The 25963-nt window shown below is 65.7% G+C and carries 21 protein-coding genes; 8 read left to right on the top strand and 13 right to left on the bottom strand.

What is annotated here, in order from left to right; genetic code table 11:
• Positions 1-53 precede the first annotated feature (53 nt).
• The 3 genes from E5675_RS10625 to dusB are packed head-to-tail and all read right to left on the bottom strand — an operon-like array spanning position 54 to position 3555.
• Entirely contained in the window at positions 54-1472 is a 1419-nt protein-coding gene (locus E5675_RS10625; RefSeq protein ID WP_136174485.1) for a sigma-54 dependent transcriptional regulator, read from the bottom strand.
• Positions 1469-2560, bottom strand: coding sequence for an ATP-binding protein (locus E5675_RS10620; RefSeq protein WP_136174484.1), 1092 nt, complete (start codon positions 2558-2560; stop codon positions 1469-1471). Before E5675_RS10620 ends, E5675_RS10625 begins: the two co-directional genes overlap by 4 nt.
• Entirely contained in the window at positions 2557-3555 is a 999-nt protein-coding gene (dusB, locus tag E5675_RS10615; protein WP_136174483.1) for a tRNA dihydrouridine synthase DusB, read from the bottom strand. The genes E5675_RS10620 and dusB overlap by 4 nt, the downstream gene beginning before the upstream one ends.
• A gap of 97 nt (positions 3556-3652) precedes the next feature.
• On the opposite strand from dusB, the gene E5675_RS10610 reads away from it, so the two are divergent.
• Both E5675_RS10610 and E5675_RS10605 read left to right on the top strand, forming a co-directional pair.
• Positions 3653-4831, top strand: a complete 1179-nt coding sequence (locus tag E5675_RS10610) for a bifunctional 2-C-methyl-D-erythritol 4-phosphate cytidylyltransferase/2-C-methyl-D-erythritol 2,4-cyclodiphosphate synthase (RefSeq protein WP_136174482.1) — start codon at positions 3653-3655, stop codon at positions 4829-4831.
• Positions 4832-4833: 2 nt separating this feature from the next.
• Positions 4834-5391, top strand: a complete 558-nt coding sequence (locus tag E5675_RS10605; RefSeq protein WP_136174481.1) for a CinA family protein — start codon at positions 4834-4836, stop codon at positions 5389-5391.
• Here the strand turns inward: E5675_RS10605 and E5675_RS10600 are convergent.
• Together E5675_RS10600 and lipA are read right to left on the bottom strand one after the other, a co-directional pair.
• Entirely contained in the window at positions 5334-5813 is a 480-nt protein-coding gene (locus E5675_RS10600) for a type II toxin-antitoxin system RatA family toxin (RefSeq protein WP_136174480.1), read from the bottom strand. The genes E5675_RS10605 and E5675_RS10600 overlap by 58 nt on opposite strands.
• A complete protein-coding gene (gene lipA / locus E5675_RS10595) occupies positions 5814-6761 on the bottom strand; it encodes a lipoyl synthase (protein WP_136174479.1) in 948 nt (315 codons plus the stop codon). It lies immediately after the preceding gene.
• 62 nt (positions 6762-6823) lie between these two features.
• Here lipA and E5675_RS10590 point away from each other — a divergent pair, with 62 nt between their 5' ends.
• Both E5675_RS10590 and E5675_RS10585 read left to right on the top strand, forming a co-directional pair.
• Positions 6824-7462 carry a carbonic anhydrase gene (locus tag E5675_RS10590; RefSeq protein WP_136174478.1) on the top strand — a complete coding sequence of 213 codons (639 nt, stop codon included), beginning with the start codon at positions 6824-6826 and terminating at the stop codon, positions 7460-7462.
• A 66-nt stretch (positions 7463-7528) separates the two neighbouring features.
• Entirely contained in the window at positions 7529-8869 is a 1341-nt protein-coding gene (locus E5675_RS10585) for a chloride channel protein (RefSeq protein WP_136174477.1), read from the top strand.
• A gap of 368 nt (positions 8870-9237) precedes the next feature.
• Here the strand turns inward: E5675_RS10585 and E5675_RS10580 are convergent, their stop codons facing one another.
• On the bottom strand, positions 9238-10212 hold the full coding sequence (locus E5675_RS10580) for a glucokinase (RefSeq protein WP_136174476.1): 975 nt from the start codon (positions 10210-10212) through the stop codon (positions 9238-9240).
• Positions 10213-10442: 230 nt separating this feature from the next.
• Here E5675_RS10580 and E5675_RS10575 point away from each other — a divergent pair, with 230 nt between their 5' ends.
• From E5675_RS10575 to E5675_RS10560, 4 genes are all read left to right on the top strand, one after another.
• Positions 10443-13664 (top strand): autotransporter outer membrane beta-barrel domain-containing protein, encoded by a 3222-nt coding sequence (locus E5675_RS10575; RefSeq protein WP_136174475.1) that lies wholly within the window; start codon positions 10443-10445, stop codon positions 13662-13664.
• 236 nt (positions 13665-13900) lie between these two features.
• Positions 13901-14422: a sigma-70 family RNA polymerase sigma factor gene (locus E5675_RS10570; RefSeq protein WP_136174474.1), complete on the top strand. Its 522-nt coding sequence runs from the start codon at positions 13901-13903 to the stop codon at positions 14420-14422.
• Positions 14412-15344: a FecR domain-containing protein gene (locus E5675_RS10565; protein ID WP_136174473.1), complete on the top strand. Its 933-nt coding sequence runs from the start codon at positions 14412-14414 to the stop codon at positions 15342-15344. The genes E5675_RS10570 and E5675_RS10565 overlap by 11 nt, the downstream gene beginning before the upstream one ends.
• Positions 15326-17845, top strand: a complete 2520-nt coding sequence (locus E5675_RS10560; RefSeq protein WP_247594569.1) for a TonB-dependent receptor — start codon at positions 15326-15328, stop codon at positions 17843-17845. The genes E5675_RS10565 and E5675_RS10560 overlap by 19 nt, the downstream gene beginning before the upstream one ends.
• A gap of 160 nt (positions 17846-18005) precedes the next feature.
• Here E5675_RS10560 and E5675_RS10555 read toward each other — a convergent pair whose 3' ends face one another.
• The 7 genes from E5675_RS10555 to E5675_RS10525 form a co-directional block, all read right to left on the bottom strand.
• Complete coding sequence (locus E5675_RS10555) at positions 18006-19145, bottom strand: acyl-CoA dehydrogenase family protein (RefSeq protein ID WP_136174472.1); 1140 nt, start codon at positions 19143-19145, stop codon at positions 18006-18008.
• 103 nt (positions 19146-19248) lie between these two features.
• Positions 19249-20442, bottom strand: coding sequence for an acyl-CoA dehydrogenase family protein (locus E5675_RS10550; protein ID WP_136174471.1), 1194 nt, complete (start codon positions 20440-20442; stop codon positions 19249-19251).
• A 148-nt stretch (positions 20443-20590) separates the two neighbouring features.
• Positions 20591-21490 carry a PAS domain-containing protein gene (locus tag E5675_RS10545; protein WP_136174470.1) on the bottom strand — a complete coding sequence of 300 codons (900 nt, stop codon included), beginning with the start codon at positions 21488-21490 and terminating at the stop codon, positions 20591-20593.
• Between the two features lie 92 nt (positions 21491-21582).
• Positions 21583-23211 carry a TadG family pilus assembly protein gene (locus E5675_RS10540; protein ID WP_136174469.1) on the bottom strand — a complete coding sequence of 543 codons (1629 nt, stop codon included), beginning with the start codon at positions 23209-23211 and terminating at the stop codon, positions 21583-21585.
• Positions 23212-23213: 2 nt separating this feature from the next.
• Positions 23214-23657 (bottom strand): TadE/TadG family type IV pilus assembly protein, encoded by a 444-nt coding sequence (locus E5675_RS10535; protein ID WP_136174468.1) that lies wholly within the window; start codon positions 23655-23657, stop codon positions 23214-23216.
• Between the two features lie 167 nt (positions 23658-23824).
• Positions 23825-24700 carry a glutathione-dependent disulfide-bond oxidoreductase gene (gene yghU / locus E5675_RS10530; RefSeq protein WP_136174467.1) on the bottom strand — a complete coding sequence of 292 codons (876 nt, stop codon included), beginning with the start codon at positions 24698-24700 and terminating at the stop codon, positions 23825-23827.
• 74 nt (positions 24701-24774) lie between these two features.
• On the bottom strand, positions 24775-25953 hold the full coding sequence (locus tag E5675_RS10525; protein ID WP_136174466.1) for a CoA transferase: 1179 nt from the start codon (positions 25951-25953) through the stop codon (positions 24775-24777).
• Positions 25954-25963 lie beyond the last annotated feature (10 nt).

Here is a 25963-nt window from a genome sequence, read left to right as displayed (position 1 = left end):
CAATCGGTCCGCAGGTCGCCGAATCGCGCCGATTTCGGGATTATCGCCTGACGTCACGGATGCGCTGGATCGATGTCGAGCTGCCCGAGCCGCTTACGTAGCGTGTTACGGTTGATCCCGAGTCGCCGCGCCGCCTCGAGCTGGTTGCCGCGCACTTCGCGCAGAACGCGGCGGAATAGCGCCGCCTCGACGATGGCCTCGAGCTGTTCGTGAATATCGCCGTCGTTTGTTGCGCCCGCCATTGCTTCGCGCGCCCAGTCGTCGACGGCGCGCGCGATGAGCGCGGCCGGCTCAACCGCGCCGCCCCCCTCGCCGTTTTCGCGGAGCAATGTTTCGACATCGCGCGCCGTCACCACCGTGTCGCGCGACAGCACGGCGAGCCGCTGGACGACATTTCCCAGCTCGCGAACATTGCCGGGCCAGTCATAGCGTTCGAGCCACTGCATCGCGGCGGGAGCGAATTGGCGGTGCGGCAGCCCCGAGCTGCGCCCCGCATCAACGAAATGACCGACGAGCGCCGCAATGTCGCTCCGGCGGTCACGCAGCGGCGGCAGCGTGACCGGGATGACGTTGAGCCGGTAAAAGAGATCCTCGCGGAAGCGGCCATCGGCGACGAGCGTGCGCATGTCGCGGTGCGTCGCGGCGATGACGCGGACGTCGGCGCGCAGCGCCTGACTGCCGCCGACGGTTGAATATTCGTTGCTCTGGAGGACGCGGAGAAGCCGCGTCTGCGCCTCGAGCGGCATGTCGCCGATCTCGTCGAGAAAAAGCGTGCCTCCCGCCGCCTGTTCGAAGCGCCCCGCATTGCGGCTGTGGGCACCGGTAAACGCCCCCTTTTCGTGCCCGAACAGCTCGGCTTCGATCAGCTCGCGCGGGATCGCGGCCATGTTGATCGCGACGAAAGGCCCGTTCCGCCGCAACCCGGTCGCGTGGATCGCGCGAGCGACGACCTCTTTGCCGGTGCCCGATTCGCCGAGAATCAGAACGGCGAGGTCGTTCGACGCGAGGCGAGCAATGGTGCGGTAGACCGCCTGCATCGCCGGCGCGCGCCCCACCAGCCCATGGCTGTCGGCCGGCACCGCCGCGTCGCGCGTCGCCGGTTCGCTACGCTTTTCAAGCGCGGCGCGGACGCTGGCGGTCAGTTCGTCGAGATCGAAGGGCTTGGGCAGATAGTCGTAGCTGCCGATTCCCGTCGCGCGCACGGCGGTGTCGAGCGTATTCTGCGCGGACAGCACGATCACGGGGGTCGAGGGGTCGATTCCCGTGTGCGACAGCGAATCGATGCCGTCGCCGTCGGGCAGCACGACGTCGGTGATGACGATATCCGCGCGGTGGTCGGCCAGCCAGGCGTTGCGTTCGGCAAGGCTGCCGACCGACGCGAAATGGCCGCATTCGCCGACAAGCGTTTCTCGAATGATCATCGCGATCGCCGGATCGTCCTCGACGAGCAGGATCGTCTTGCCCGAACTCATGCCGCGCGTCCCTTCTGCGCGACAGGGAGATGCACACGAAAGCGCGTCCAGTCGCCGTCGCGGATATGCTGGACGGTGCCACCCATGTCACGCGCAAGCTTGGCGACAAGCGCAAGCCCGAGTCCGCGCCCCTCGCGCTTCGTCGTCACGAAGGGATCGAACAGGTCGCCGCGGATGTCGACGGGAACGCCGGAACCGTTGTCGCTGACGCTGACCTCGATCGGTAGCGCAATGCGTCCGCGCCCGTCGCCATTGTCGATCGACAGGCCGTGGCGATAGGCGGTGGTCAGCCGGACGACGCCATCGTCTCGGCCGCCCACGGCCTCGCACCCGTTGGTAAGGAGGTTGAGCAATATCTGTACCAAGGCGTCATGATTACCGTGCACGAGCGGCAGCGAGGGGTCGAAATCCTCGGCGAAGCGCACACCGGGAAACTGGCGCGCACGCGCGGTTTCCATCGCCTGGTGGATCGGCTGATACAGGTTGATCGGACTGCACGCGATCGGCTGGCCGCGCGAAAAATGCTCCATCTGGTCGATCAGCGTCGCGATCCGGTCGACCTCGGCGCAGATTAGCGTCGTGAAGCGTTCGCCGCCGGTATCGGTTTTGCGTGCAAGCAGTTGTGCCGCGCCCTTGATGCCGGCGAGCGGATTCTTGATTTCGTGCGCCAGCATCGACGCGGCGGCGCCGGCCGCGCGCCCCGAACGGCCGATCGCGCCGCCCATCAGCTCGGTATCGCTCGGCGAAGGCACGAGCGCGAGGATGCGGTGGCCGCTGTTGCCATAAGGGACCATCTGCATGTCGACGAAGACCGCCTTGCGTCCACCGACCGAGATTTCGGCGCGATGCGCGAAAAGCGCCGAGGTCGCGGCGTCGCTCATCCGCTGGCGATAGCCGCGATCCATCGCGATGACGTCATAGATTACGCGCCCGACCATCGCCGAGCGGCTGACGTTGCAAAGCTGCTCGGCGGCGGCGTTGACGAAGAGCACGACCCCGCCGCCGTCGATCAGCAGCGTGGGAACGGGGTGCGACTGGATCAGCTCGTCATGGTCGAAGCTCGGGATGCTCGACGTGAGCGCGGTCACGCCGCGGCCTTGGTGAGGTGAGGACCGTAAAAAGCTTCGAGTGCCTCGAGCACGCCCTTGCTGTCAGGAATCTGGTTGACCTTGTTGCGGAACTCGGCCGACCCGTGCAGGCCCTTGACGTACCAGCCGAGATGCTTGCGCGCCATATTAACCCCCGTCATCTCGCCATAATGGTCGATCATCGCGCGGTAATGCGATGTAATGACGTCATATTGTTCGTCGAGACCGGGATCGGGCCGCTCGGCCTCGCCGCGCAGCGCCGCCATGACCTGGCCGAGCAGCCAGGGACGGCCATAGGCGCCGCGGCCGATCATGACGCCATCGGCGCCGCTCTGTGCGAGGGCGGTGCGGGCATCGTCGGCCGAACAGATGTCGCCGTTGACGATCACCGGGATCGACACGGCGTTCTTTACCGAGCGCACGAAAGCCCAGTCGGCCTCGCCGCGATACATCTGGTTGCGCGTGCGGCCGTGGACCGTGACGAGCTTTGCGCCCAGATCTTCGGCGATATGCGCAAGTTCGGGGGCGTTCAGACTGTCGTGGCACCAGCCCATGCGCATCTTGACCGTCACCGGCACCGAGACCGCCTCGACGCAGGATTTAATCAGCGCCGCGGCGAGCTTAGGATCGCGCATCAGCGCCGAACCCGCATCGCCGTTAGTTACCTTGCGCACGGGACAACCCATGTTGATGTCGATGATCGACGCGCCGCGATCCTCGTTGAGCTTCGCCGCCTCGCCCATTTCATAGGGGGTGCAGCCGACCAGTTGCATCGACACTGGCTCTTCGACCGGATCCCATGCCGCTTTCTGGATCGACTGGCGCGTCTCGCGGATCGCGGCCTGGCTCGCAATCATCTCGGTGACGTTGAGCCCCGAGCCATAATAGCGCACGAGTTTGCGAAACGGCAGATCGGTGACGCCCGTCATCGGCGCGAGGATCACGGGATCCGCGATGGTGATATTGCCAATCTGGATGGGCCGGAGCGGCGCCATGGCGGGGAGCTTTCGTCAAACTGCCTAAAATTTAAGCAGCGCCCCTACACGCTAAGGCGCTTTCCCGCAAGGCGCGGCTGCGCTAACCGCGCGGGCGATGATCGAGTCCGTTTCCTCCCCTGTCCCGCGCGTCGCCGCAATCCTGCTTGCCGGCGGCACAGGCAAGCGCGCGGGGTTCGAACAGCCAAAACAGCTCGAATGGCTCGGCGGGAAGCCGGTGCTATGCTGGAGCCTCGAGGCATTCGATGCACATCCGGCAGTTTCGGGCGGCGTTCTGGTTGGCAACGGCGACGTCAAGGCTGCCGTCGCCCCGCTTCCCGACGGATGGATTTCCGCCGACCCCGGCGCCGAAAGGCAGGATTCGGTCGCAAATGCGCTCGCCGCCCTCGCCGATTGGGAAGATGATGCGATCGTGCTGGTCCACGACGCCGCGCGACCCGGTGTCGGTCCCGTGGTGATCGACCGGCTGCTCGCGGCGCTCTCCCACGCCGACGCGGCCATTCCGACGCTGCCCGTTCCCGATACGCTGGTCGAGCAGGCCGATAGCGCGGCGGGCGATGTTATGGGGCGCGAGCGGTTGGCGCGGGTCCAGACACCGCAGGCGTTCCGGCTTGGCGCGCTGCGCCGGGCGCACGCCGCGGCCGCAGGCGCAAGCGCGACCGACGATGCCCAGCTTGTGCGACAGTCCGGCACTGCCGTCGCGACCGTCGCCGGTGACGCGCGGCTCCACAAACTGACATATGCCGAGGATATGGCAATACTCTCGGGGCTATTGGGGACAGGCGCTATGATGCGAACCGCCGTCGGCATGGGATATGACGTTCACCGCTTGGTGGAAGGAAAACCCTTATGGATCGGCGGCATAGAAATTGCGCATAGTCATGGACTTGAAGGCCATAGCGATGCCGACGTCGGGCTTCATGCCTTGACCGACGCCATCCTCGGCGCGCTCGGCGATGGCGACATCGGCGATCATTTTCCACCCACCGACCCGCAATGGCGCGGCGCAGCATCCCATCGCTTCCTGAGCTTTGCGGGCGATCGGATCGCTGCGAACGGCGGGCGGATAGCGCATCTCGATCTGACAATCATCGCCGAAGCCCCGAAAATCGGGCCACACCGCGTCGCAATCCGCGAACGAATTGCCGAAATCCTTGCGATTCCGGTCGGACGGGTTAGTGTGAAAGCGACAACGACAGAGCGGCTCGGCTTTACCGGCCGTCGCGAGGGGATATCGGCTCAAGCCGTCGCGACCATCCAACTTCCGGAGAATTGATCTTGCAATCTGTCGAAGAAGCACGCCTTGCCGCGCGCGACGAACTTGCCGCCGCCGTGCTCGCCGGCAATCGGTCCGCGGGTCGCAGGGTCGCCGTTGCCGAAAGTTGCACCGGCGGTATGGTCAGCGCCGCGCTGACCGACATCGCGGGCAGCTCCGATGTGTTTTCTGCCGGGTTCGTTACCTATTCGAGACAAGCGAAACAGGCGCAGCTCGACGTCAGCAGCGAAATCCTCGAAACCTTCGGCGAAGTTTCGCTCGCCACGGCGTGGGCGATGGCCGCGGGGGTGCTCGCGAACAGTGACGCCGACGTCGCGGTCGCGATCACCGGCATTGCCGGACCGGGCGGCGGGTCGGAGAAGAAGCCCGTCGGTCTCGTCGTTTTCGCACGCGCGCTGCGCGGGCAGGATCCCGACGATTATTTCACCCAGCGCGTCCAGTTCGAATCGACCGATCGCGCCACGATCCGCCATCATGCGACACTGTTTGCCCTCGACCTGCTTCAGCCCGATAACGACGGGCTACGGCCGTCGGAGGATATCGCCCTCCCCGCGCCGTAAAGGTCGCCGGCGCGCGTTTCGAACGCCGCGATCATCTTGCGCAGCGCCTTGTCAAACATCTGTCCGGCGAGCGCCTCGAACATGCGGCTGCGGAACGAGAAATCGACCATGAAATCGACGCGGCAGCCGCCGCTTTCAAGGGCATGGAAATGCCATTCGTTACCGAGGTGCTTCATCGGGCCGTCGATATAGCTGACGATCACCTCGTGCGGCCGCTGCTTGTGGACGCGGCACGAGAAGCTTTCGCGCAGCCCCTTGAAGCCGACGATCATGTCGGCGACGGTTTCATGCTCGCTGTCGTCGCGGATGCGGAGCGCGACGACCCACGGCAGGAATTCGGGATAGCGCGCGATATCGGTGACGAGCGCGAACATCTGCTCGTCGCTGTACGGCAACTCCCGCGTTTCGTGATGCCGCGGCAATCAGTCCGCCTTGGCGCGCGCCAATTGCGCCTCGCGCGCGGCGCGCATCCGTTCGAAATCGTCGCCGGCGTGATAGCTTGAACGGGTCAAAGGCGACGAAGCGACCTGCAGGAAGCCCTTGGCGCGCGCGATCTGCGCATAGGCGTCGAACGCCTGCGGCGTCACGAATTCCGCGACCTTGGCATGTTTCGGCGTCGGCTGGAGATATTGGCCCATCGTCATGAAATCGATGTCGGCGCTGCGCATGTCGTCCATCACCTGATGGACCTCCATCCGCTCCTCGCCGAGGCCGAGCATGATCCCCGATTTGGTGAAGATCGACGGATCGCGGCGCTTGACGCTTTCGAGCAGGCGCAGCGACGCATAATAGCGCGCACCGGGGCGGATCGTCGGGTAGAGTCGCGGCACGGTTTCGAGGTTGTGGTTGTAAACGTCGGGCCGCGCGTCGACGATCGCCGCGACCGCGCTTTCGGGCTTGTTGCGAAAGTCAGGAGTCAGGATCTCGATCGTCGTCTGAGGGGTTTCGCGGCGTAGCGCCTGAATGACCTTGACGAACTGGCTCGCACCCCCGTCGGGCAGGTCGTCGCGGTCGACCGAGGTGATGACGATGTGGCTGAGCCCCATCTTCGCCGCCGCGATCGCGGTATGCTCGGGCTCGAGCAGGTCGACAGGGCGCGGCATCCCGGTCTTGACGTTGCAAAAGGCGCAGGCGCGCGTGCAGGTGTCGCCGAGGATCATCACCGTCGCATGCTTCTTGGTCCAGCATTCGCCGATGTTCGGACACGCCGCCTCTTCGCACACCGTGTGCAGGCCCAGCTCGCGCATCAGCTTGCGCGTTTCGGCATAGCCGGGGCTGGTCGGCGCCTTGACGCGGATCCAGTCGGGCTTGCGCTGGCGCTGGCTGGGGGTGGCGGCGGAGGCCGGTTGAGGCTGGGCAGGAGCGTTCATGCCGCCCACATAGTCGCGCACGCGCCTCTTCTCAACCTCTCTACCTATGCTAAGGCGCCTCCATGACTCACTTTGCAGACATGATCGAAGGATACCGGCGTTTCCGTAAAGGCGGCTGGGCGGAACAACGCGAACGCTGGGAACAGCTTGCCGAGGGGCAATCGCCGAAGGTGATGGTGATCGCCTGTTCGGACAGCCGATCCGAACCCTCGCAGATTTTCGACACCAATCCGGGCGAAATCTTCGTTGTGCGCAACGTCGCGGCGCTCGTTCCGCCGTTCGAGACGACGCCGGGACGCCACGGCGTTTCGGCGGCGCTCGAATTCGCGGTCCAGTTCCTGAAGGTCGAAGAAATAGTCGTGATGGGGCACGGTCTTTGCGGCGGGTGCCATGCAGCGCTTCACAAGTCGATGGAAGGCGCGGAGCCCGGGCGCGGCGGCTTTATCGCCGACTGGATCGCGCTGCTCGACGGGGCAAGCGCGACGGTCCGTGCCGCCCACCCCGATATAGACAACCGCGATGCCGGGCGCGCGATGGAAATGGCGGCTGTGCGTGTAAGCATCGCGAATTTGCGAACCTTCCCCTGCATCCAGGAGAAGGAAAAGCGCGGGAGCCTGAAGCTGCGCGGCGCCTTCTTCGCGATCAGCGACGGCATATTGCACGTGATGGACGAAGCGACGGGGGAATTCGCACCGGCCTGAGCCTGCGAGAAACGCGATTTCGGGACGGGGGTTGCGCTTGGCTGGCGGCGGGTTCACAGCCCCCCCATGCCCTCCAAGCTTACCGTCCCGCGCTGGGTCCGCCTCGCGCAACACCGCTTCAATCGCCGCGCCCGCAGCGAGGTCGGCGACATACGCCGGCGCATCGCCATGGTCGGCGGCGCGATTCTGCTGGGCCTCGTCGCGCTGGCATTCGCCGCCGCTGGCGACCGGGCGCAGCATTTGATTTTCCGTCTTTCGGATAGAGCCTGGTGGCTGCCGCTCCTGATCACGCCGACCGGCTTTGCGCTGATCGTCTGGACTGCGAACCGCTATTTCCCCTTATCGCGCGGTTCGGGCATCCCGCAAATCATTGCCGCCGGCCGTCGCCCCGAGCAGGAGGCGACCGGGCCGTTGGTGTCGCTGCGCACGGCCTTTGCCAAGCTCGGCCTGACAATTGTGACATTGTCGGTCGGGGGTTCGGTTGGCCGCGAGGGACCCACGGTGCAGGTCAGCGCGGCGATCATGGTCGCGATGCACCGCCTGCTCAAAGTTCGCGTCACCGCGGGCGTATTTATCGCCGGTGGTGCGGCGGGCGTCGCGGCGGCGTTCAATACGCCGCTCGCCGGCATCGCCTTTGCCATCGAGGAACTGGCTGCAGCCTATGAACAGCGCGTTGCGGTGCTGACGATGGGCGCCGTCCTGATCGCCGGTCTCGTCAGCCTGTCGGTTGCGGGCGACTATGTCTATTTCGGGGTGATGCGCGATACGCTACCCATCGCCGACGTGCTGCTGATCGCGCCGATAGCCGGGATCGGCGGCGGCTTGGCTGGCGGGTTGTTCGCGCGGATCGTCCTTGCTGCAAGCGACCGGACGGCGGGTTGGGCTCGGCGAGCCGCGGCGCGGCCGGTATTGTTCGCGGCGGGATGCGGGCTGGTCGTCGCGCTGATCGGGATCGCAACCAACGGTGGCACTTGGGGCACCGGCTATGACGTCACGAAATTCCTCGTTGAGGGCAATCAGGGAAAGCTCTGGTTCTTTCCGGCCAAATTCGTCGCAGCGCTCGCCTCGACGCTCAGCGGCGCGCCGGGCGGCATCTTCGCGCCGTCGCTCGCCGTCGGCGCCGGCTTCGGCAACCTCCTGACCCCTGTCTTTGCCGACAGTCCGGCGGGCGCGGTCGTGATGCTGGGCATGGCGGCCTATTTCGTCGGGGTCGTGCGCGCACCGCTGACCGCGGTAATCATCCTGATCGAAACCACCGCGGCGCGCGGCATCATCCTGCCGCTGTTCGCCACCGCGCTGATTGCCGACTGGACGAGCGCGCAGATCTGCCCGACCCGACTGTATCACGGACTCGCAAGGCGCATGATGCCGACAAAGGCCTCGGCGGTGCGACGGGAGGAGGACTAGCGGCACGCCGGCCGATTACGGCGAAAGCTAAGCCGACATATTTTCCGACGTCCGCTTAGGGGTGGAGAGCTGTCGTTGCTCTCCTCCACTTCCGTCATCCCGGGCTTGACCCGGGATCCCGTTTTTTGGGGCGTCGACCGGTCTTCGGCATCAAGCGGGACCCCGGATCAAGTCCGGGGTGACGAACGAGGAAATATCCTCCCTGTGGCGAAGCCATGGGGAGGTGGCAGCGCGAAGCGCTGACGGAGGGGCTCATGGCGCAACGTCGCGGCCCCTCCACCACCGCCTGCGGCGGCGGTCACCCTCCCCATCGCTTCGCGACAGGGAGGATTTGATGGCAACTATCGGCCGCTAGCGGATGGTGCGAGTCATTCCGCGTGCTGCCGCGCAAACGCCGCCGCCGCGCCGAACAGGCCCGGTTGCGGGTGGGTGATCAGCTTGACCGGCAGCGCCGACATGAAGCCTTCGAAGCGTCCCTTTTCGATGAAGCGTTCGGGGAAGCCCGAGCGGACGAGGCTGTCGCGGATGCGCAGGCCGAGGCCGCCCGCGACGACGACGCCGCTGGCGCCCTGCGCCAGCGCGAGGTCACCCGCGACGCTGCCGAGCGACAGGCAGAAGCGGTCGACCGCCGCCGCGGCAAGGCTGTCCTCGCGGTTCATCGCCCGGGTCCAGATCGCCTTGTCGTCGAGCGGCGTCACCGCGCGCCCTTCGAGCGCGGCGAGCGTTTCGTATATGTCGACGATCGCCGGGCCCGACACGATCCGCTCGACCGATACGCGCCGATGGCGTTTGCGCAGCCGCGCGAGGATCGCGTCCTCGATGCTGTCGAGCGGCGCGAAATCGATATGCCCGCCCTCGGTCGCCTGGACGCGATATTGATGGCCGTCGCGCCAGATATGCGCGACGCCAAGCCCGGTGCCAGGGCCGATAACGGTAATCGTTCCGGTTTCTGGCAGCGGTTGGTCGGGGCCGGCGAGCCGCTCGAAATAGCTCGCATCGGCCTGTGCGACGGCATGACCGACGGCTTCGAAATCATTGACTAGCACATAGCGGTCGACGTTCAGCTTTTCGCCGATCAGCGCAGGGCGGATGATCCACGGATTGTTGGTGAAGCGGATGATCTCGCCGCGCGTCGGACCCGCGATCGCGATGGCGACGGCGCGCGGCAAGGTTCCGCCCTGCCGCCGTTCGAAATCCTGCCACGCGGTCTGGAAGCTCGCATGATCCTTGGTGTGCAGCGTCGTCGCTTCGCCAAGCGAAAGGACGCGGCCGCCTTCGACCTCGGCGATGGCGAAGCGCGCATGCGTGCCGCCGATGTCCACCGTGACGATCTGTTCGCTCATGACTCTCCCTTGCCGGTCCCTACGCCGGTGCCATGGTGGCATGTCGCACAGCCGAAATCGATGCAACAGGGCATAGCTATGCGCCTTTTCCTGCCGCCGGGCAAAATGTTCCATGCCCTGGAGAGGCCCGTTCGGGCGTTCCGCATTTTTTTCCAAGGCCGCGCGGACGGCACTCCGTCTTGTGATTGTCGCCGGGAAGACGTCCCGGTCCCGATCTCAAGAGGAACCCGATGCGCAAGACCTTGCTGGCCTCCACCTGCCTGGCCACCCTAATTTCGACCGCCGCCCACGCCGAAACCACCGTCACCACCGCGACGACGGCGCCGGTGCGCACCTCGACGATCAAATCGGGGTCGCCCGACGATATCAAGATCACCTCGGCGGGGTCGATCAAGCCGACCGCCGCCGGGCCGGCGGTGACGATCGACAGCAACCACAAGGTCGTCAACGAGGGCACGATCGAGTTTACCAATGTCGACGGCGCGACGGGCATCCTGGCGGGCGCCAGCACCTCGGGCGGCATCACGAACAGCGCGACCGGCAAAATCACCATCGGCGAAACCTATGCCGCCACCGACATCGACAATGACGGCGACCTCGACGGTGCGTTCGCGATTGGCAGCAACCGCGTCGGCATCGCGACGGCGGGCGCCTTTACGGGCAACATCGTCAATTCGGGCGCGATCGCGATCGAAGGCAATGACTCGGCGGGCATCCGCCTCGGCGGCCCGCTGACCGGCAATTTCACCAACGACGGGACGATCAGCGTGCTCGGCGACCGCGCGCTCGGCGTCGGTTTGCAGGATGTGACGGGCAATGTCCGGCTCGCTGGAACCATCTCCGCCACGGGTGTCGACGCGATCGGCGCGCGCCTCGCCGGCGACGTCACCGATGCGCTGGTCGTTCAGGGCAATGTCACCGCCACCGGTTATCGCTTTACGACGCCGCCCACCGATCCGTCGAAGCTCGACGCCGATGACCTGTTGATTGGCGGCAGCGCGCTGTCGGTCGAGGGCGACGTCACGGGCGGCATCATTCTCGCCGTCGCGCCCAAGGACGCCAAACCCGACGACAAGGACGAGGACAAGGACGGGATCGAAGACGCCAAGGAAGGCAATGCCGTGGTGCGCTCTTACGGCTCGGCGGCGGCGATTCGCATCGGATCGGCCGACCGCGATGTCGCGATCGGCGCGGTTGCCGGGACCGGTACGGGACTGGGTTTCATCATCGACGGCGCCGTGCTCGGCGACGGGCTTTATGCGGGCAAGGACGGCAACGGGATCCAGATCGGCGGGCTCGGCGGTGCGGTCACGATCGCCGGCGGCATCGGCATCGGCATCGGCAGCACCGGCAGCGTCGCCGCGAAATCGAAGGACAAGGCCGCCACGGCGATCCGCATCGGAAGCGGCGCGACGACTCCCGAAATTCGGAACGCGGGCAAGATCGAGGCGACGACCGGCGGCAAGGCCGCGGATTCGGTTGCGACAGCGGTGTTGATCGAAGCCGGCGGCGATGTCGCGCTGATCCGCAACAGCGGCTCGATCGCAGCGAAGACCGGCGGCGACGACGGTACCGCGCGCGCTATCGTCGATCTGTCGGGAACGGTCGACACGGTCGAGAACAGCGGCGCGATCAACGCGTCCGGTGCGCTCGCCTCGTCGGACCGCAACATCGCGATCGACCTGTCCGCGAACGGCAATGGCGCGACGGTGAAGCAGACCGCGGTCGCCTCGGGCGTCACGGCCCCGAGCATCGTCGGCGACGTCCGCTTCGGCGGCGGCAACGACGTGTTCGACATCGCCGACGGGTCGGTGAAGGGGAACAGCTTCTTCGGCGCCGGCGACAACAAGCTCGCGCTGTCGGGCGATGCGACCTATGCCGGCAATGCCCGCTTCGGCGCCGGCAGCGACATGATGACGCTCGCCGGAACCTCGAAATTCACCGGGCTCGCCGATTTCGGCGGCGGCACCGACACGCTGACGATCGGCGGCACCTCGACCTTTGCGGGCACGCTGGCCAATTCGCAGGGCCTTGCGGTTTCGGTGGCCGGCGGCACCTTCGATGTCGGCGGCACGGCGACGATCTCGTCGCTCGCGGTGACCGAGAAGGGCACGCTGGCGGTGATGCTCGATACCGGCGCGACCGGCACCAATCTTCAGGTCACCGGCAACGCCAGCTTCGGCGAAGAATCGAAACTCGCGCTCAAGCTGTCGAGCATCGAGCAGGCCGAGGGTCAGCATGTCGTGCTGACCGCCGGTACGCTGACCGGCGCCGACAAGTTGACCGCGTCGCAGACGCTGCTGCCCTTCCTCTACAAGGGCACGCTGAGCTCGAACGCCACGCAGTTGATCGTCGACGTGTCGCGCAAGAGCACGGGCGAACTGGGCCTCAACCGTTCGGAAACCGGCGCGTTCGATGCGGTGCTCGACGCCGTTGTCGCCGATGAAAAGATCGAGGACGTCTTCCTCGGCATCACCGACGGCGACCAGTTCCGCAACCAGCTCGGCCAGATGCTCCCCGAGCATGAAGGCGGCGTGTTCGAAACCGTCACCTCGGGCTCGCGCGCCCTGTCGCGCTATCTCCAGGATCCCAGCGCACCGTATCAGGACGAGGGCAAATGGGGTTATTGGGTCAATCAGGCGGTATGGGGTACCTCGAAGAGCGTCGGCGACACGGCGAGCTACGACGTCAGCGGCTGGGGCATTTCGCTCGGCGCCGAAATCGAAAGCGATGTCGGCAATTTCGGCGGCTCGATCGGTTATCTCAGCGGCAAGGACGGCAACGGCAGTAACGCCAACGAAGTGAGCACGAGCCAGTTCGAAGGCGCACTGCACTGGCGCTTGCGCTCGGACGGCTTCATGGCGAACGCCCGCATCTCGGGCGCGCCGATCAGCCTGAAGGGCACGCGTATCTTCCGCGCCGAAGCCGGCGCCGAGGACATCGAAAAAACGATGAAAGGCAAGTGGGACGCGACGCTGTGGTCGGCGTCGGGCTCGCTCGCCTATGACACGCGCGTCGGCGGCCTCACGCTTCGCCCGATGGTTGCCGTGGACTATTTCAAGCTGAAGGAGGATGGCTATCAGGAAACGGGCGGCGGCGACGCGCTCGACCTGACGGTCCTGAGCCGCGATAGCGACGAGCTCGCGGTGTCGGGCACGATGACGCTCGGCCTCGAATTCGGAGGCGCCGACGAATATGACGGCTGGACGCGCTTCGAACTCGAAGGTGGCCGTCGCCAGATCGTGAGTGGCATGCTGGGCGCGACGACCGCGTCGTTCAAGGACGGCACGCCCTTCACGCTGGTTCCCGATGATCGCACGAGCGGCTGGGTCGGCCGTTTTCGCGGCATCGCCGGTAACTCGGCCTTTCAGTTCGCCGGTGAAGTCTCCGCGGAAGAACAGCAAAGCCATATCGGCTGGGCGTTCCGTGCGAGCCTGCGGGTCGGTCTCTAGCCCCCCGGGCCGACCCCGCCCGCAAGGGGGAAGCGTTACCCCTACCCATGCTTCCCCCTTGCCTAGGGCATGAACGAATGAAGAAGACGATGCTTGCACTATCCCTCCCCGCTTTCCCGGCACCGCGGTTGCGCGGTGGAGCCTGGACGCTATATGACGGCGTCATCAGGGGGACGTATGGCGCAGGGCGAAGCGGCGCTACCCGACGGAAGATGGCGTTCCAAAGCAATCAATCCATGACCGATACGCATGATCGAACCGACGCCGCCCAGGGCATCGAAGGCGTGTTGCTCGCCAACCGCGACCGTATCGTGCGCTTCCTTGAGGTTCGCGGTGCGGGCGATGGCGCCGAGGATCTGTTTCAGGACCTGTGGATGCGGCTTACCGATCGGCGCATGGGGCCGATTTCGGACCCCCTGCCCTATGTGATGCGCGCCGCGAACAATCTGATGCTCGACCGCTATCGCTCCGCGCGCCAACGCGAGCTGCGCGACAAGGCATGGGGCGAAGCATCGGCAACGCAAAGTCCGTCGAGCGAAAGCACGCTGATTTCGCGTGAACAGCTGACGCTCGTCGAAAATGCGATCGCGGCGACGGGCGAACGTCCGGCGCGGATTTTCCGGCGCTTTCGCGTCGACGGGGTCCATCAACGCGAAATCGCCAGCGAAATGGGGGTCAGCCTGAGCACCGTCGAAGCCGATCTGCGCAAGGTCTATGCGAAGCTCGCCGAAATCCGGAGGCAGTTCGATGCAGGTTGAACGGGCGGACGCCGAAGCGCGCGCAATCGACTGGCTGATCCGCCAGCGCGACCCCGATTTCACCGACTGGGACGGCTTTGCCGACTGGCTCGCCGAGGACAGCGCGCACGCCGCGATTTACGACGCCCTCGCGAGCCTCGATCGCGACCTCGATGCACTGCCGCCTTCACCCGCCCCGTCGGTGGTGATGATCCCCGACGCCCCGCGCCGGCCTTCGCGGCGCGCGTGGTTCGGTGGCGCCATGGCGGCCGCGATCGTCGGGGTGGTCAGCATCTCGGGGCTTGGCCTGCTGGGTGGCAGCGACCGGATCGAGACCCTTGCGGGCGAACATCGCACCGTCACCCTTGCCGACGGGTCGAAGATCGAGATCAACGGCGCGTCGGTGATTGAAATCGACGCGGATCGCCCGCGTTTTGCCCGGCTGGAAGTGGGCGAGGCGATGTTCCATGTCGTACACCGCAATAACGATCCCTTTGTGGTCGAGACCGGCGGCGCCAAGATCGTCGATCTCGGCACCGCCTTCAACGTCGTGCGCCGCGACCGTCAGACCAATGTTGCCGTGTCCGAAGGCATCGTCCTCTATAACCCCGACCGCGACAATGTCCGGCTGGTCGCGGGCAAGGGCATCGAAGCGCGCGATGGCGACGCCAAGCCGCCGGTCGTGCAGAACGTCGACGTCGCGAACGTCGGCGGCTGGCGCAGTGGATTGCTCGTCTACAACGGCACGCCGCTTGCCGTCGTCGCCGAGGATCTGAAACGCACCGCCGGGATGCAGGTGCGCATCGCGCCAGAGGCGACCGACCTGTCGTTCCGCGGTGCGTTGATCATCGACAAGAACCGCGACCGCACGATCGCCGACCTCGCCGCATTGTCGGGGACGAAGGCCGCGCGGCAAGGCGATGGATGGATCTTGACCCGCTGACCATGCACCCGCGCCTTTCCCTCGCCGTCGCAGCGATAGCGCTGTGCCTGCCCGCGCAGGCGCTGGCGGCGGACGAGCGCGCGTTCAATGTGCCGAAAGGCAGCCTGTCATCCGCTCTCCCGCTGATCAGCCGGCAGGCGGGCGTCAGTATCAGCGTCGCCGACGCGAAGCTGTGGCAGGCGCGCGTCAAGCCCGTGCGCGGGCGGATGAGTGTCGAGCGGGCGATCCAGCGCCTGCTCGACGGCTCCGATGCGCGCGCGGTCCGGGTCAGCGCGACGAGCTGGCGGATCGAACGGCGGCCCGCGCCGGCCCGCGTCGCGAAGGCCGCCGCTGCGCCTCGACCGGTGCCGCAGCCGCGGGCGCGCGAACCGGCGAACGACCTGATCGCGGCGGCGCAAGACGAGATCATCGTCACCGCGTCGAAGACCGACCTTCCCCATTCGCATTTCGCGGGCGTCGTCACCCGATTGGATGGCGACGATTTGGCGTTTGGCGGTGAACGCGGAATGGATTCGATCCTCTCGCGCACCGCGACCGTTTCCTCGACCCATCTGGGTTCGGGGCGCAACAAGCTGTTCATCCGCGGCATCGCCGATTCGAGCTTCACCGGCCCGACGCAATCGACCGTCGGCCAATATTTCGGCGACATCCGCCTCAGCTACAACGCGCCCGACCCCGACCTGCGCCTCTACGACATCGACAATGTCGAAATCCTCGAAGGGCCTCAGGGCACGCTCTATGGCGCGGGCTCGCTCGGCGGCATCATCCACGTCGTGCCGAAAGCGCCCGATCCGCGCGCGATGAGCATCCAGGCGATCGCCGGCCTGTCGGTGACCCAGCATGGCGACCCCGGCGGCGACATCGCCGCGATCGCCAACCTGCCCGTCGGCGACAACGGACATGCGCTGCGCTTGGTCGGCTATATGCTCACCGACGGCGGCTATATCGACAATCCGCTGCGCGGACAGAATGACGTCAACCGCGTCCATGTGCGCGGCGGACGGGGCACCTTACGCCTTGAAGCCGGCGACGGCTGGACGGTCGATTTAGGCGGCATCTATCAGGCGATCACCTCCGACGACGCGCAATATGCCGACAAGGATGCGCCGCCGCTGACCCGCGCCTCGATGGTCGAGCAGAATGCGACCGCGCGTTACGGCATGGGCACGGTCGTCGTGATGAAGGATTGGGGCGACCTTTATTTCCAGTCGTCGAACGCTTTCATCGACCATCGCCTGTTCGAACGGTTCGATGCGAGCCTGCCCGAAGCGCGGCGCGGCGAAGGTACCGGCGCCGACGCCGGCGCTGCTATGGGCGCAGTCGATGTAGAGCGCCTGTTCGCGCCGGTCGAGGTTGTTCCCATGTCCGATGTGCCGCGCGTGCTCGACCAGCATAACGACACGCGCATGTTCGTCAGCGAGAACCGGCTGTCGCGGCCTTATCACGACGGGCTCGGCTGGGTGGTCGGCGCGAGCTTCATCGACAATCGCGCGCGGCAGGACCGCGAATATGCCTATGGCCCGCTTCGCACGGTGTTGCCCGGCGTGACCAACCGGATCACCGAAGTCACCGGCTATGCCGAGGCGACGGTCGAAATCATGCCCAACCTGATCGCTTCGGGCGGCCTCCGCCTGTCGCATGCGCGGCTGGGCGGCGAGGCCGAGGGTGTTTCCTTTGCCTTGGCGGAAGCGAACCGCGCGACGACCGCATCGCGCAACGAAACCGATCTGCTGCCGTCGGTTTCGCTGCTGGCGACCCCACTCGACAACGTCCGGCTCTACGCACGCTATCAGGAGGGGTTCCGCCCCGGCGGCCTTGCGGTCGACGGCAATTTCGTGCGGCGCTTCCTCAACGATCAGGTGCGCACCTGGGAGGCCGGGATGCGGTTTGGCGACAAGGGACGGAGCCTGCTCGACGCAAGCCTTTCGATCTCGCACAGCCGCTGGCGCAACATCCAGGCGGATTTTATCGACAGCAGCGGCTTTCCAACCACCGCCAATATCGGCAACGGCCGGATCACCAGCCTGTCGGGCGCGGTCGCGATGCGGCCGACCGATGCGCTGACCTTCGAGCTCGGCGCGGTCTATAATCATAGCCGCGTCGACGATCTTTCGCCACAGATCCTGCCGGTGTTCGCCGCGGCGCCCGCGCGGCTCGGCCGCATCCCCAATGTCGCGAGCCATGCGGTGCGCGGGTCGATCAACTATGCGACGATGATCGGCGACGAGGATTTCCGCGTCAACGGCTGGGCGAATTATATCGGGCCGTCGCGGCTCGGCATCGGTCCGGTGCTGGGCGAAAGTCAGGGCGATTATGTCGATACCGGGCTCGCGATGCGGGTCGGCAACAATCGCCGCGGGCTGTCGCTTACGCTGACCAATCTGTTCGATTCGCGTGGCAACCGCTTTTCGCTCGGAACGCCGTTCCTTGAAGGGAACGAGGGCTTTCTTACTCCGCTGCGCCCGCGCACGCTCCGGATCGCGGTGGACGTGGCTTATTAGCGAATGGCGGCCTTTCCGCGGGCTGCCATTGCTTCCTCCAGCTTCGTCATCCCGGGCTTGACCCGGGACCCGCCTTTTTTTCTAACGACAGCGAAAAGGCAAGGCAGGCCCCGGGTCAAGCCCGGGGTGACGGTAAGGGGGAATGTCCGTCGCTACCCGGTCAATCCGCCAGCGTGATCTGCTCGTAGCGGTCCATATGAAAATCGGCGCTGCCGAACTGGCCTTCGATCATCGTCGCGCGCTTGAAATAATGGCCGATTGCCAGTTCCTGCGTGATGCCGATGCCGCCGTGGGTCTGGATCGCATTCTGCCCGACGAAATTCGCGCCGCGCGCGACCTTGTTCTTCGCCGCCGACACCGCCGCCATGCGCTCGTTCGCGGGCAGACCCAGTTTCAGCGTCGCCATGATCGTCATCGACCGCGCCTGTTCGACCTCCATGAACATGTCGACCATTCGGTGCTGGAGCACCTGGAACTTCGCGATCGGCACGCCGAACTGCTTGCGCTGCTGCGTATATTCGAGCGTGCCCTCGTGCAGCTTCTGCATCACGCCGGTGGCCTCGGCGCAGACGGCGACGGTCGCTTCGTCGACGATCTGTTCGACCAGCGGCAGGCCCGCACCTTCGGGCCCAAGCAGCGCGTCGCCGGGGATCGCGAAATTCTCGAAATAGATTTCGGAAGCGCGGCTGCCGTCGACGGTCGGATAGTCGCGGCGGACGATGCCCGGCAGATCGGCGTCGATCAGGAACAGCGACACGCCGTCCTTGTCGCGCTGACCGCCGCCGGTGCGCGCGGTGACGAGCAGGTGCGTCGCCCAGGGCGCGGCATAGACGACGCCCTTGTGGCCGTTCAGCACATAGCCGCCGCCGTCCTTCTTCGCGGTGGTGCGCAGATTGGCAAGGTCATAACGCCCCTGCGGCTCGGCATAGGCGAAAGCGACGATCGCATTGCCCGCGATGATCTCCGGGATCATCGCGTCGGCCTGCGCCCCGCCGACAGCTTTCAGGGCGCCGCCCGCGATGACGACGGTCGGTAGATAGGGCTCGACCCCGATGACCTTGCCGAGTTCCTCCATCACGATCGCATTTTCGAGCGCGCCGCCGCCAAGGCCACCATGCTCTTCGGCAAAGGGCGCGCCGAGCATGCCGAGTTCCTGCGCGAGCGCGGTCCAGATTGCGGGATCGCGCCCCGTATCGCCATTGATGAACTTGTGGCGCGTCTCGAAATCATAGGTGTCGCTCAGAAAACGGGCGAGCGTGTCGCGGATCATGTCCTGCGTTTCGGTGTAGGTGAAATCCATTTTTTATCCCCGTCGCCCCCGCGAAGGCGGGGGTCGCTTTAGTTCTACAATGACCGGGAGACCAGGCCTCCAGCGGCGCCCGCCTTCGCGGGGGCGACGCGCGTCACAATCCCAAAACCATCTTCGCGATGATATTGCGCTGGATCTCGTTCGATCCGCCATAGATGGTCGTCTTGCGCATGTTGAAATAGGTCGGCGCGGCTCTGTGCGCATAATCGGGCCCGATCGGATGCTCATTGTCGCCCTCTCCGAACCCGCGGAAATAAGGCGCGCCATAATGGCCGACGGCTTCGAGCGTCAGTTCGGTGAGGCGCTGCTGGATTTCTGAGCCCTTGATCTTGAGCAGGCTCGATTCCGGCCCCGGCCCCTTGCCCGCGTTCGCGCCGGCGAGACTGCGGAGCTCGGTGAATTCGAGCGCGGTCAGGTCGACCTCGAGCTCGGCGACCTTGCGCTTGAAAAAGGGATTCTGAAGCAGCGGCTTGTCACCGTCGAGTTCGGTGCGCGCAATTGCCTTCACCTTCTCGATACCGCGCTTCGACGCCGCGACGCCGGCGATGCCGGTGCGTTCGTGCGCGAGCAGGAACTTGGCGCAGGTCCAGCCCTTATTCTCTTCATAGACTCGCTGCGAGACGGGCACGCGGACGTCCTCGAGCCATACCTCATTGACCTCATGCTCGCCGCCCAAGGTGATGATCGGGCGCACGGTGATGCCGGGCGATTTCATATCGATCAAAAGGAAGCTGATGCCTTCCTGTTGCTTGGCGTCCTTGTCGGTGCGGACGAGGAAAAAGCCCCAGTCGGCGTGTTGCGCCAGCGTCGTCCAGGTCTTTTGACCGTTGACGATATAGTCGTCGCCGTCGCGGACGGCCGTGGTGCGAAGCGAGGCAAGGTCGCTGCCGGAGCCGGGTTCCGAATAGCCCTGGCACCACCAATCCTCACCCGACAGGATGCGCGGCAGGAAATGCGCCTTCTGCTCGGGCGTGCCGAAGGTGTAGATCACCGGGCCGACCATCGCGAGGCCGAAGGGCATCAGGCGGATACAGTCGGCGCGCGCGGTCTCTTCGGACCAGATGAAACGCTGCGTCGGCGTCCAGCCAGTGCCGCCATATTCCACGGGCCAGGCGGGCGCGATCCAGCCCTTCTTGTACAGGATCTTGTGCCAGGCGAGGAAATCCTCCTTGGACAATTCTTCGCCCTCGTCCTGCTTGCCGCGGAGTTCCGCGGGGTAATTTTCGGCGATGAATTGGCGAACTTCCTGCTGGAAGGCCAAATCCTCGGGGCTGAATTCCATGTCCATCACGAATCTCCCATTGGGCACCGGCGCCCTTATAATGGGCGCTCACCTTTACGTAAACGGCAAGTTGCGACTTGCAACGTTTCGTAGGCAATGATTGCGCGCAATGTCAGGGCTTGTCCAGCCGCACGGTTATGGTTGAAGGCGGCAGCTAATCCGCGCGGCGCGTGACGAGTATGACCGCGCCGTCGCTTGCATAGGGGCCGCGCATTTCGGCGATCGTCAGGTTGACGGCGACAATGCCCCCGTCGCGCGTCACCATCTGCGATGCGAGACGCGCCGGGTCGCGCAAGCGGAAAACCGATTCGAGCGCCTCGACGAAGGCGGCGCGTTGCCCCACGGGCAGGAGCGCGGAAAAACGCACGCGGCGGATCGCAGCGGGATCGACGCCGACCAGTTCGGTGAGCGTTGCGTTGGCCGATTCCACCGCCTCGCGAACCGAAATGCAGGCGTGACCGATGCCCCCATCGGCCTCTACGGCATCCAGCATCGCGGCGCGCATGCCGCCCGCCGCGAATTCGTCCATCGATTCGCTGACGTCGCGCAGCATGATCGCGCCGCCTACCGGCGCCGGAACCAGATCGACGTGCAGCCATTGGCGCGGTCGCAGCAGCCCGGGCAAATCGCCCGAAAACCGCTCCCTATGGTCGAGCAGGCGCACAATGTGATGAAGGATGAGACTGTCGCCGAGCGACGGCAGCACGGAGGTCAATTCCGCGCCGATCAGGCTCGCCGCCGACATTTCGAGCATATCGGACGCCGCCGGATTGACCGCGACGATGCGCCGCTGCCGGTCGATCAGGATCACCGCGTCACGGACCGATTCGACGAGTCCGGCAAGCGAGGCCTGGAGCAGATCCGAAGCGGCCGCCACATCGCGCGCCGTCTTGCCGTCGAGACGGCGATAATCGTCGAGCGAGATCAGCACATGCGCGTCCTTGCCATGATGCGTCACGACGACGGGCTTGCGCGCCGACTGCAATCGCCAATTGGCAAAGCCGCGGATGAAGTCCGCCGCCGATACGCGCTGTGGTTCTTGTGCGGTCGCCACGCTCACCCCCAAAATTCTTTCGACCATTATAGGGCGCGCAAGAGGTGATCTGGCGCGCCGATAGGTCCCCAATGGCGCCATTGTGCTGGCGATCAGACCAGCCGCGCCTTGCCACAGCGCAGCGCGTTGACCCGCGTATCGGCCTGCCCGACCTGCAGGCCGAGCAAGCCCGTGAGATCGGCGAGGACGGTATCGAGCACTGGCGCCGCGAGCGCGACGGTTTCGCCCACTACCGCCGTCAACGCTTTCAGGTTCAGGCCTAGGCCGAGGACGTTGACGTCGAGTTCCATCCGGTCCGAAAGCGATTCCGCCGCACCCGCGACCAGCCCGCCGCTCGACACGGTCTTGACCTGTCCGTCGTCGATTTCGCTGCGCGAAAAGGCCACCTGCTTTTCATTGAGGTCGGACAGGATCAGTTCGGCCTGTGCGTCGATGCTGACGAGCGGCAGCTTCACCACGCGGGCGGGCTGGGGCTCAAGCGGCCGTTGCATGTCCTGGAAATCGCTGTCGGGAACCGTGCCGATCGCCACGATCGCCGGCGAGGTGACGACGCCGAGCGAGACCGCGGCGTTGCTGTTCGGGGCGCAGTCGATGTCGGTGATCCGCGCCGACGCCGACCCGAGTTCGGCAAGCAGCGGCACATGGACGCTGGCGAGCGGCGTCGCCACCCGCGTATCGACCTTCAGCCGGACCTGCGCGGTGCGGACGATGACGTCATTGGTGTCGGTCACCGCGATGAGCGGCGAGTCGGCGGGCGGTTCGCCGACGAGCAGCGCGATATTGATGCCCGAACCGCCGAGAAGATTGCCCGCGAGCGACAGGTCGACCTGGCGGTTTGCATTGCCGAGGAGCAGCATGGTGCGCAGCAGGCTGAGCGCATTGACCTTGACCGGATTGGCGGCGTCGATGCGGATGCTCGACGATCGCGGCCCCAAGTCGATCGCACGCGACGGCAGGAGCGCATGCGGCAACGCGCTGTCGGCGATATGTTCGAGCGCCCTCGCCGCCTGCCCGTCCGACGCGCTCGCCAGCGCCGACACCACCTGCGGCAGCGTCGCCTGCGTGTTCAGCGTCTGGCCAAAGGTCAACACATCGGCGTCGAGTTCGGTCCGGAGCGCGTCCGAAAAGGCGAGCAGGTCGATGTCGGTGCTGGCGAGCGCGTTATAATCCATGACCGACAGATTGACCTCGCTACCCGTCAGCGCCGACAGCAGCGCGTTGGGCAAGCCGCCGTTCAGCGCCGCGACACGCGATCCGAGCGAAAAGGCAGCATAGCCGCGCCGCGCGCCGGTTGCGGTCGCGCGGATGACGCTGTCTTGCCGCCCGGTCAGGAAGCTGCCGAAGAATAGCGGGCGATCGCGCGTCAGCGTGACGCGTATCGCGTTCGGCGATGCGCCGCCGCCGGCGAAGCGTTGTTCCGCCTGAACCGAGGGATCCGCCGTGTAGGTTCCCGGGGTGAGCGCGGCGATTTCGATGCCGCAGTCGCAATTGGCCGCGATGATCCGTTCCGCCGCCGCGCGCTCTTCGCCGGGCCGCCCCGCCGCCGCCATCGCCGCGGCATCGGCGATCCCCTGCAGTTTGCGGCGATCGAGATAAAGCGAACCGAGATCGACCGCGAAGGCGGCCGAGCCGATCAGCATCGCCATGCCGAAGGCGGTCGTGATGCTGATGCTCGCTCGGCGGCTGCGAACGAGACGGCGAAGGAAGGAAAGGCCTGCCATGATCAATCGACCGGCAATTCGAAGGTCGCGCGCGCACGAATGACATGGTCGGGCGACGGCACGAGGCTCGAGCGCAAGAGACTGTCCTGCGGCGCGGTGAAAGAGACGGCGACGGTGATCGCCTCGCTCGTTTCGGAAACCGCGACGCTGTGTGTGCCGCCGACCGCCTGCAAGCTGCGCGCCACCGCGCGGCCCGCGACAGCGCTGCGGTCGGCGGCGTCGAGCCCGACGATCGAGGCCCGCGCACCGTCGTTCGCGGCCTGCTGCACATTATGCGCAAGCATGAAATATTGGCCGTAGACGAGAATGCCCATCAGCAACGCGAGGAGCAGCGGCAACACCAGCGCCATTTCGACGATGGCGGCGCCGCGCTCCTCGCGCGCCAGGGCAAGGCCTGTGACGCCATTCTTGCGAACGCAGCGCGAAATTCTGCAGGAGCCGATCATGCATCCAGAATGGCGGGCGCAAATGAAAGCGGCGTCGAGAAGACCCGACGCCGCTTTTATGTATTTTACGGGATTTCGCCGCGGGTCACGTCGCAGCGATCGGCCGCATAGCTGTAGCTATTGCGGGATCGTTAATCGCCGCGATCCGCCGCTGTGCGCAAAATGCCCTATTCGGCGTCCTCCAGCTTGTCCTGCGTACGCAGATCGAAGTCCGACGCGTCGTGGCGTTCGCGAAGCTGACTCGCCGGATCGCCGGTCACGCGATTGACCATGCGCCCGCGCTTGACCGCCGGGCGCGTCGCAAGCTGGTCGGTCCAGCGCTGGACATGCTTATACTCGTCGACCTGCAGAAATTCGCCCGCGTCATAGATGAGCCCCTTGGCGAGCGCACCATACCAGGGCCAGATCGCCATGTCGGCAATCGTATAGTCGCCGCCCGCAATATATTCATGCTCCGCGAGGCGCCGGTCGAGCACGTCGAGCTGGCGCTTCACCTCCATCGCATAGCGATTGATCGGATATTCCTGCTTCGTCGGCGCATAGGCGTAAAAGTGACCGAAACCGCCGCCGAGAAAGGGCGCGCTGCCCATCTGCCACATCAGCCATGACAAGGTTTCGGCGCGCTTCGCTGGTTCGGTCGGCAGGAAGGCACCGAATTTTTCCGCGAGGTGGATCAGGATCGCGCCCGATTCGAAGACGCGGATCGGTTCCGCGCCGCTGCGGTCGACAAGCGCGGGGATCTTGCTGTTCGGGTTGGCGCCGACGAAGCCGCTCGAGAACTGGTCGCCCTCGCCGATATTGATCAGCCAGGCGTCATATTCGGCGCCGCTGTGTCCGGCGGCGAGCAGTTCCTCGAGCATCACGGTGACCTTCACACCGTTGGGCGTGCCGAGCGAATAAAGCTGGAGCGGATGCTTGCCGACCGGCAGCTCCTTGTCGTGCGTCGACCCCGCGACGGGGCGGTTGATATTGGCGAAACGTCCGCCGCTTTCCTTGTCCCACGTCCAGATTTTCGGCGGCACATATTCGCTGTTGTCGGTCATCGGGGGCTCCTGGGCTGATTTTTATACTGACCGGTAATTTAATGGGCGAATGCCGTTTGTCCACCCTTCCCTGCTCAAATTATCTTCGCCGCACGCAAAGCTGCGATCGCGTCGATGTCATAACCCAGCTCGGCCAGGATCGCGTCGCTATGCTCGCCGACCCGCGGTGCGCGAGCCGGGTCGACCTTGTCGCTGCCCGACAGGCGGATCGGCGCCCGGATGACGGGAACCGCGCCGTTCGCTCCCGGATAATCGACCGGCTCGACCAGTCCCATCGCCGCCACCTGCGGCTGCGCGAGTGCCTCGCCCGCACGCAACACCGGTGCTGCGGGAACGCGCGCCACGGCAAACTCGGCGATTGCATCGGCGCTCGTGCGCTCGATGCACCAGCGCTGCATGATCGCGCTGAGTTCTTCGCCATTGTCGCCGCGCAAGATGTCGCTGGCGTAGCGCGGATCGTCGACCAATTCGGGGCGCCCGACGAGTTCGGCCCAGCGCGCGAAGATGCCATTCCCGACGATTTGGGTGACGATCCAGCCGTCGCGCGTCCTGAACAGGTCGGTCGGTCCCGAGCTGAAGGCGCGGTTGCCGATCGGCTGGCGGTCAACGCCGTTCAGCGCATGGTCGATCGTGAGCGCGTTCGACATTGCGAGCGCGGTGCCGAGCAGCGAGCCCGACACGCATTGTCCCTTCCCCGTCGTCTCGCGCTCGCGCAGCGCAAGCATGATCCCGAACGCACAGTGGAGCGCGGTGCCGAAATCGACATAATTGACCTGTGCGCGATAGGGCTGATCGGGGGTGCCGGTCAGGTGCACCGTTCCCGACATCGCTTGCCCGACCGCATCGAAGCCGACGCGGCTTGCGAGCGGGCCTTCGCTGCCGAACGCCGAGGCGGTCGCGAGAATGATGCGCGGGTTGACCGCGGACAGGCTGTCGTAATCGAGGCCGAGCTTGACGAGCGCGTCGTGCGGCAGATTGGCGATCACGACATCGGCGCTTTCGACGAGGCGGCGGACGATTTCGCGCCCCTCGGCGCTGCCGGGTTTCAGCGTCAGGCCGCGCTTGGCGCGGTTCATCTGCATAAACATCGCGCCCGATCCATCGTCGGCGACGGGAACCGTATAGCGGTCGTCGTTGCCGCCGGGTGCCTCGATCCGGATCACGTCGGCGCCATAATCGGCAAGCAGGGCCGCGCAATAGGGGCCGGCGATATAACGGCCGAAATCCAGTACCCTGATCCCTTTTAGCGGCACGCCTCATCCT

Origin of the sequence: Sphingopyxis sp. PAMC25046 (genome assembly GCF_004795895.1) — a bacterium.
GTDB lineage: Bacteria > Pseudomonadota > Alphaproteobacteria > Sphingomonadales > Sphingomonadaceae > Sphingopyxis.
Note: the sequence above shows the minus strand (reverse complement) of the source record. Positions and strands in the feature narration are given on the sequence as shown.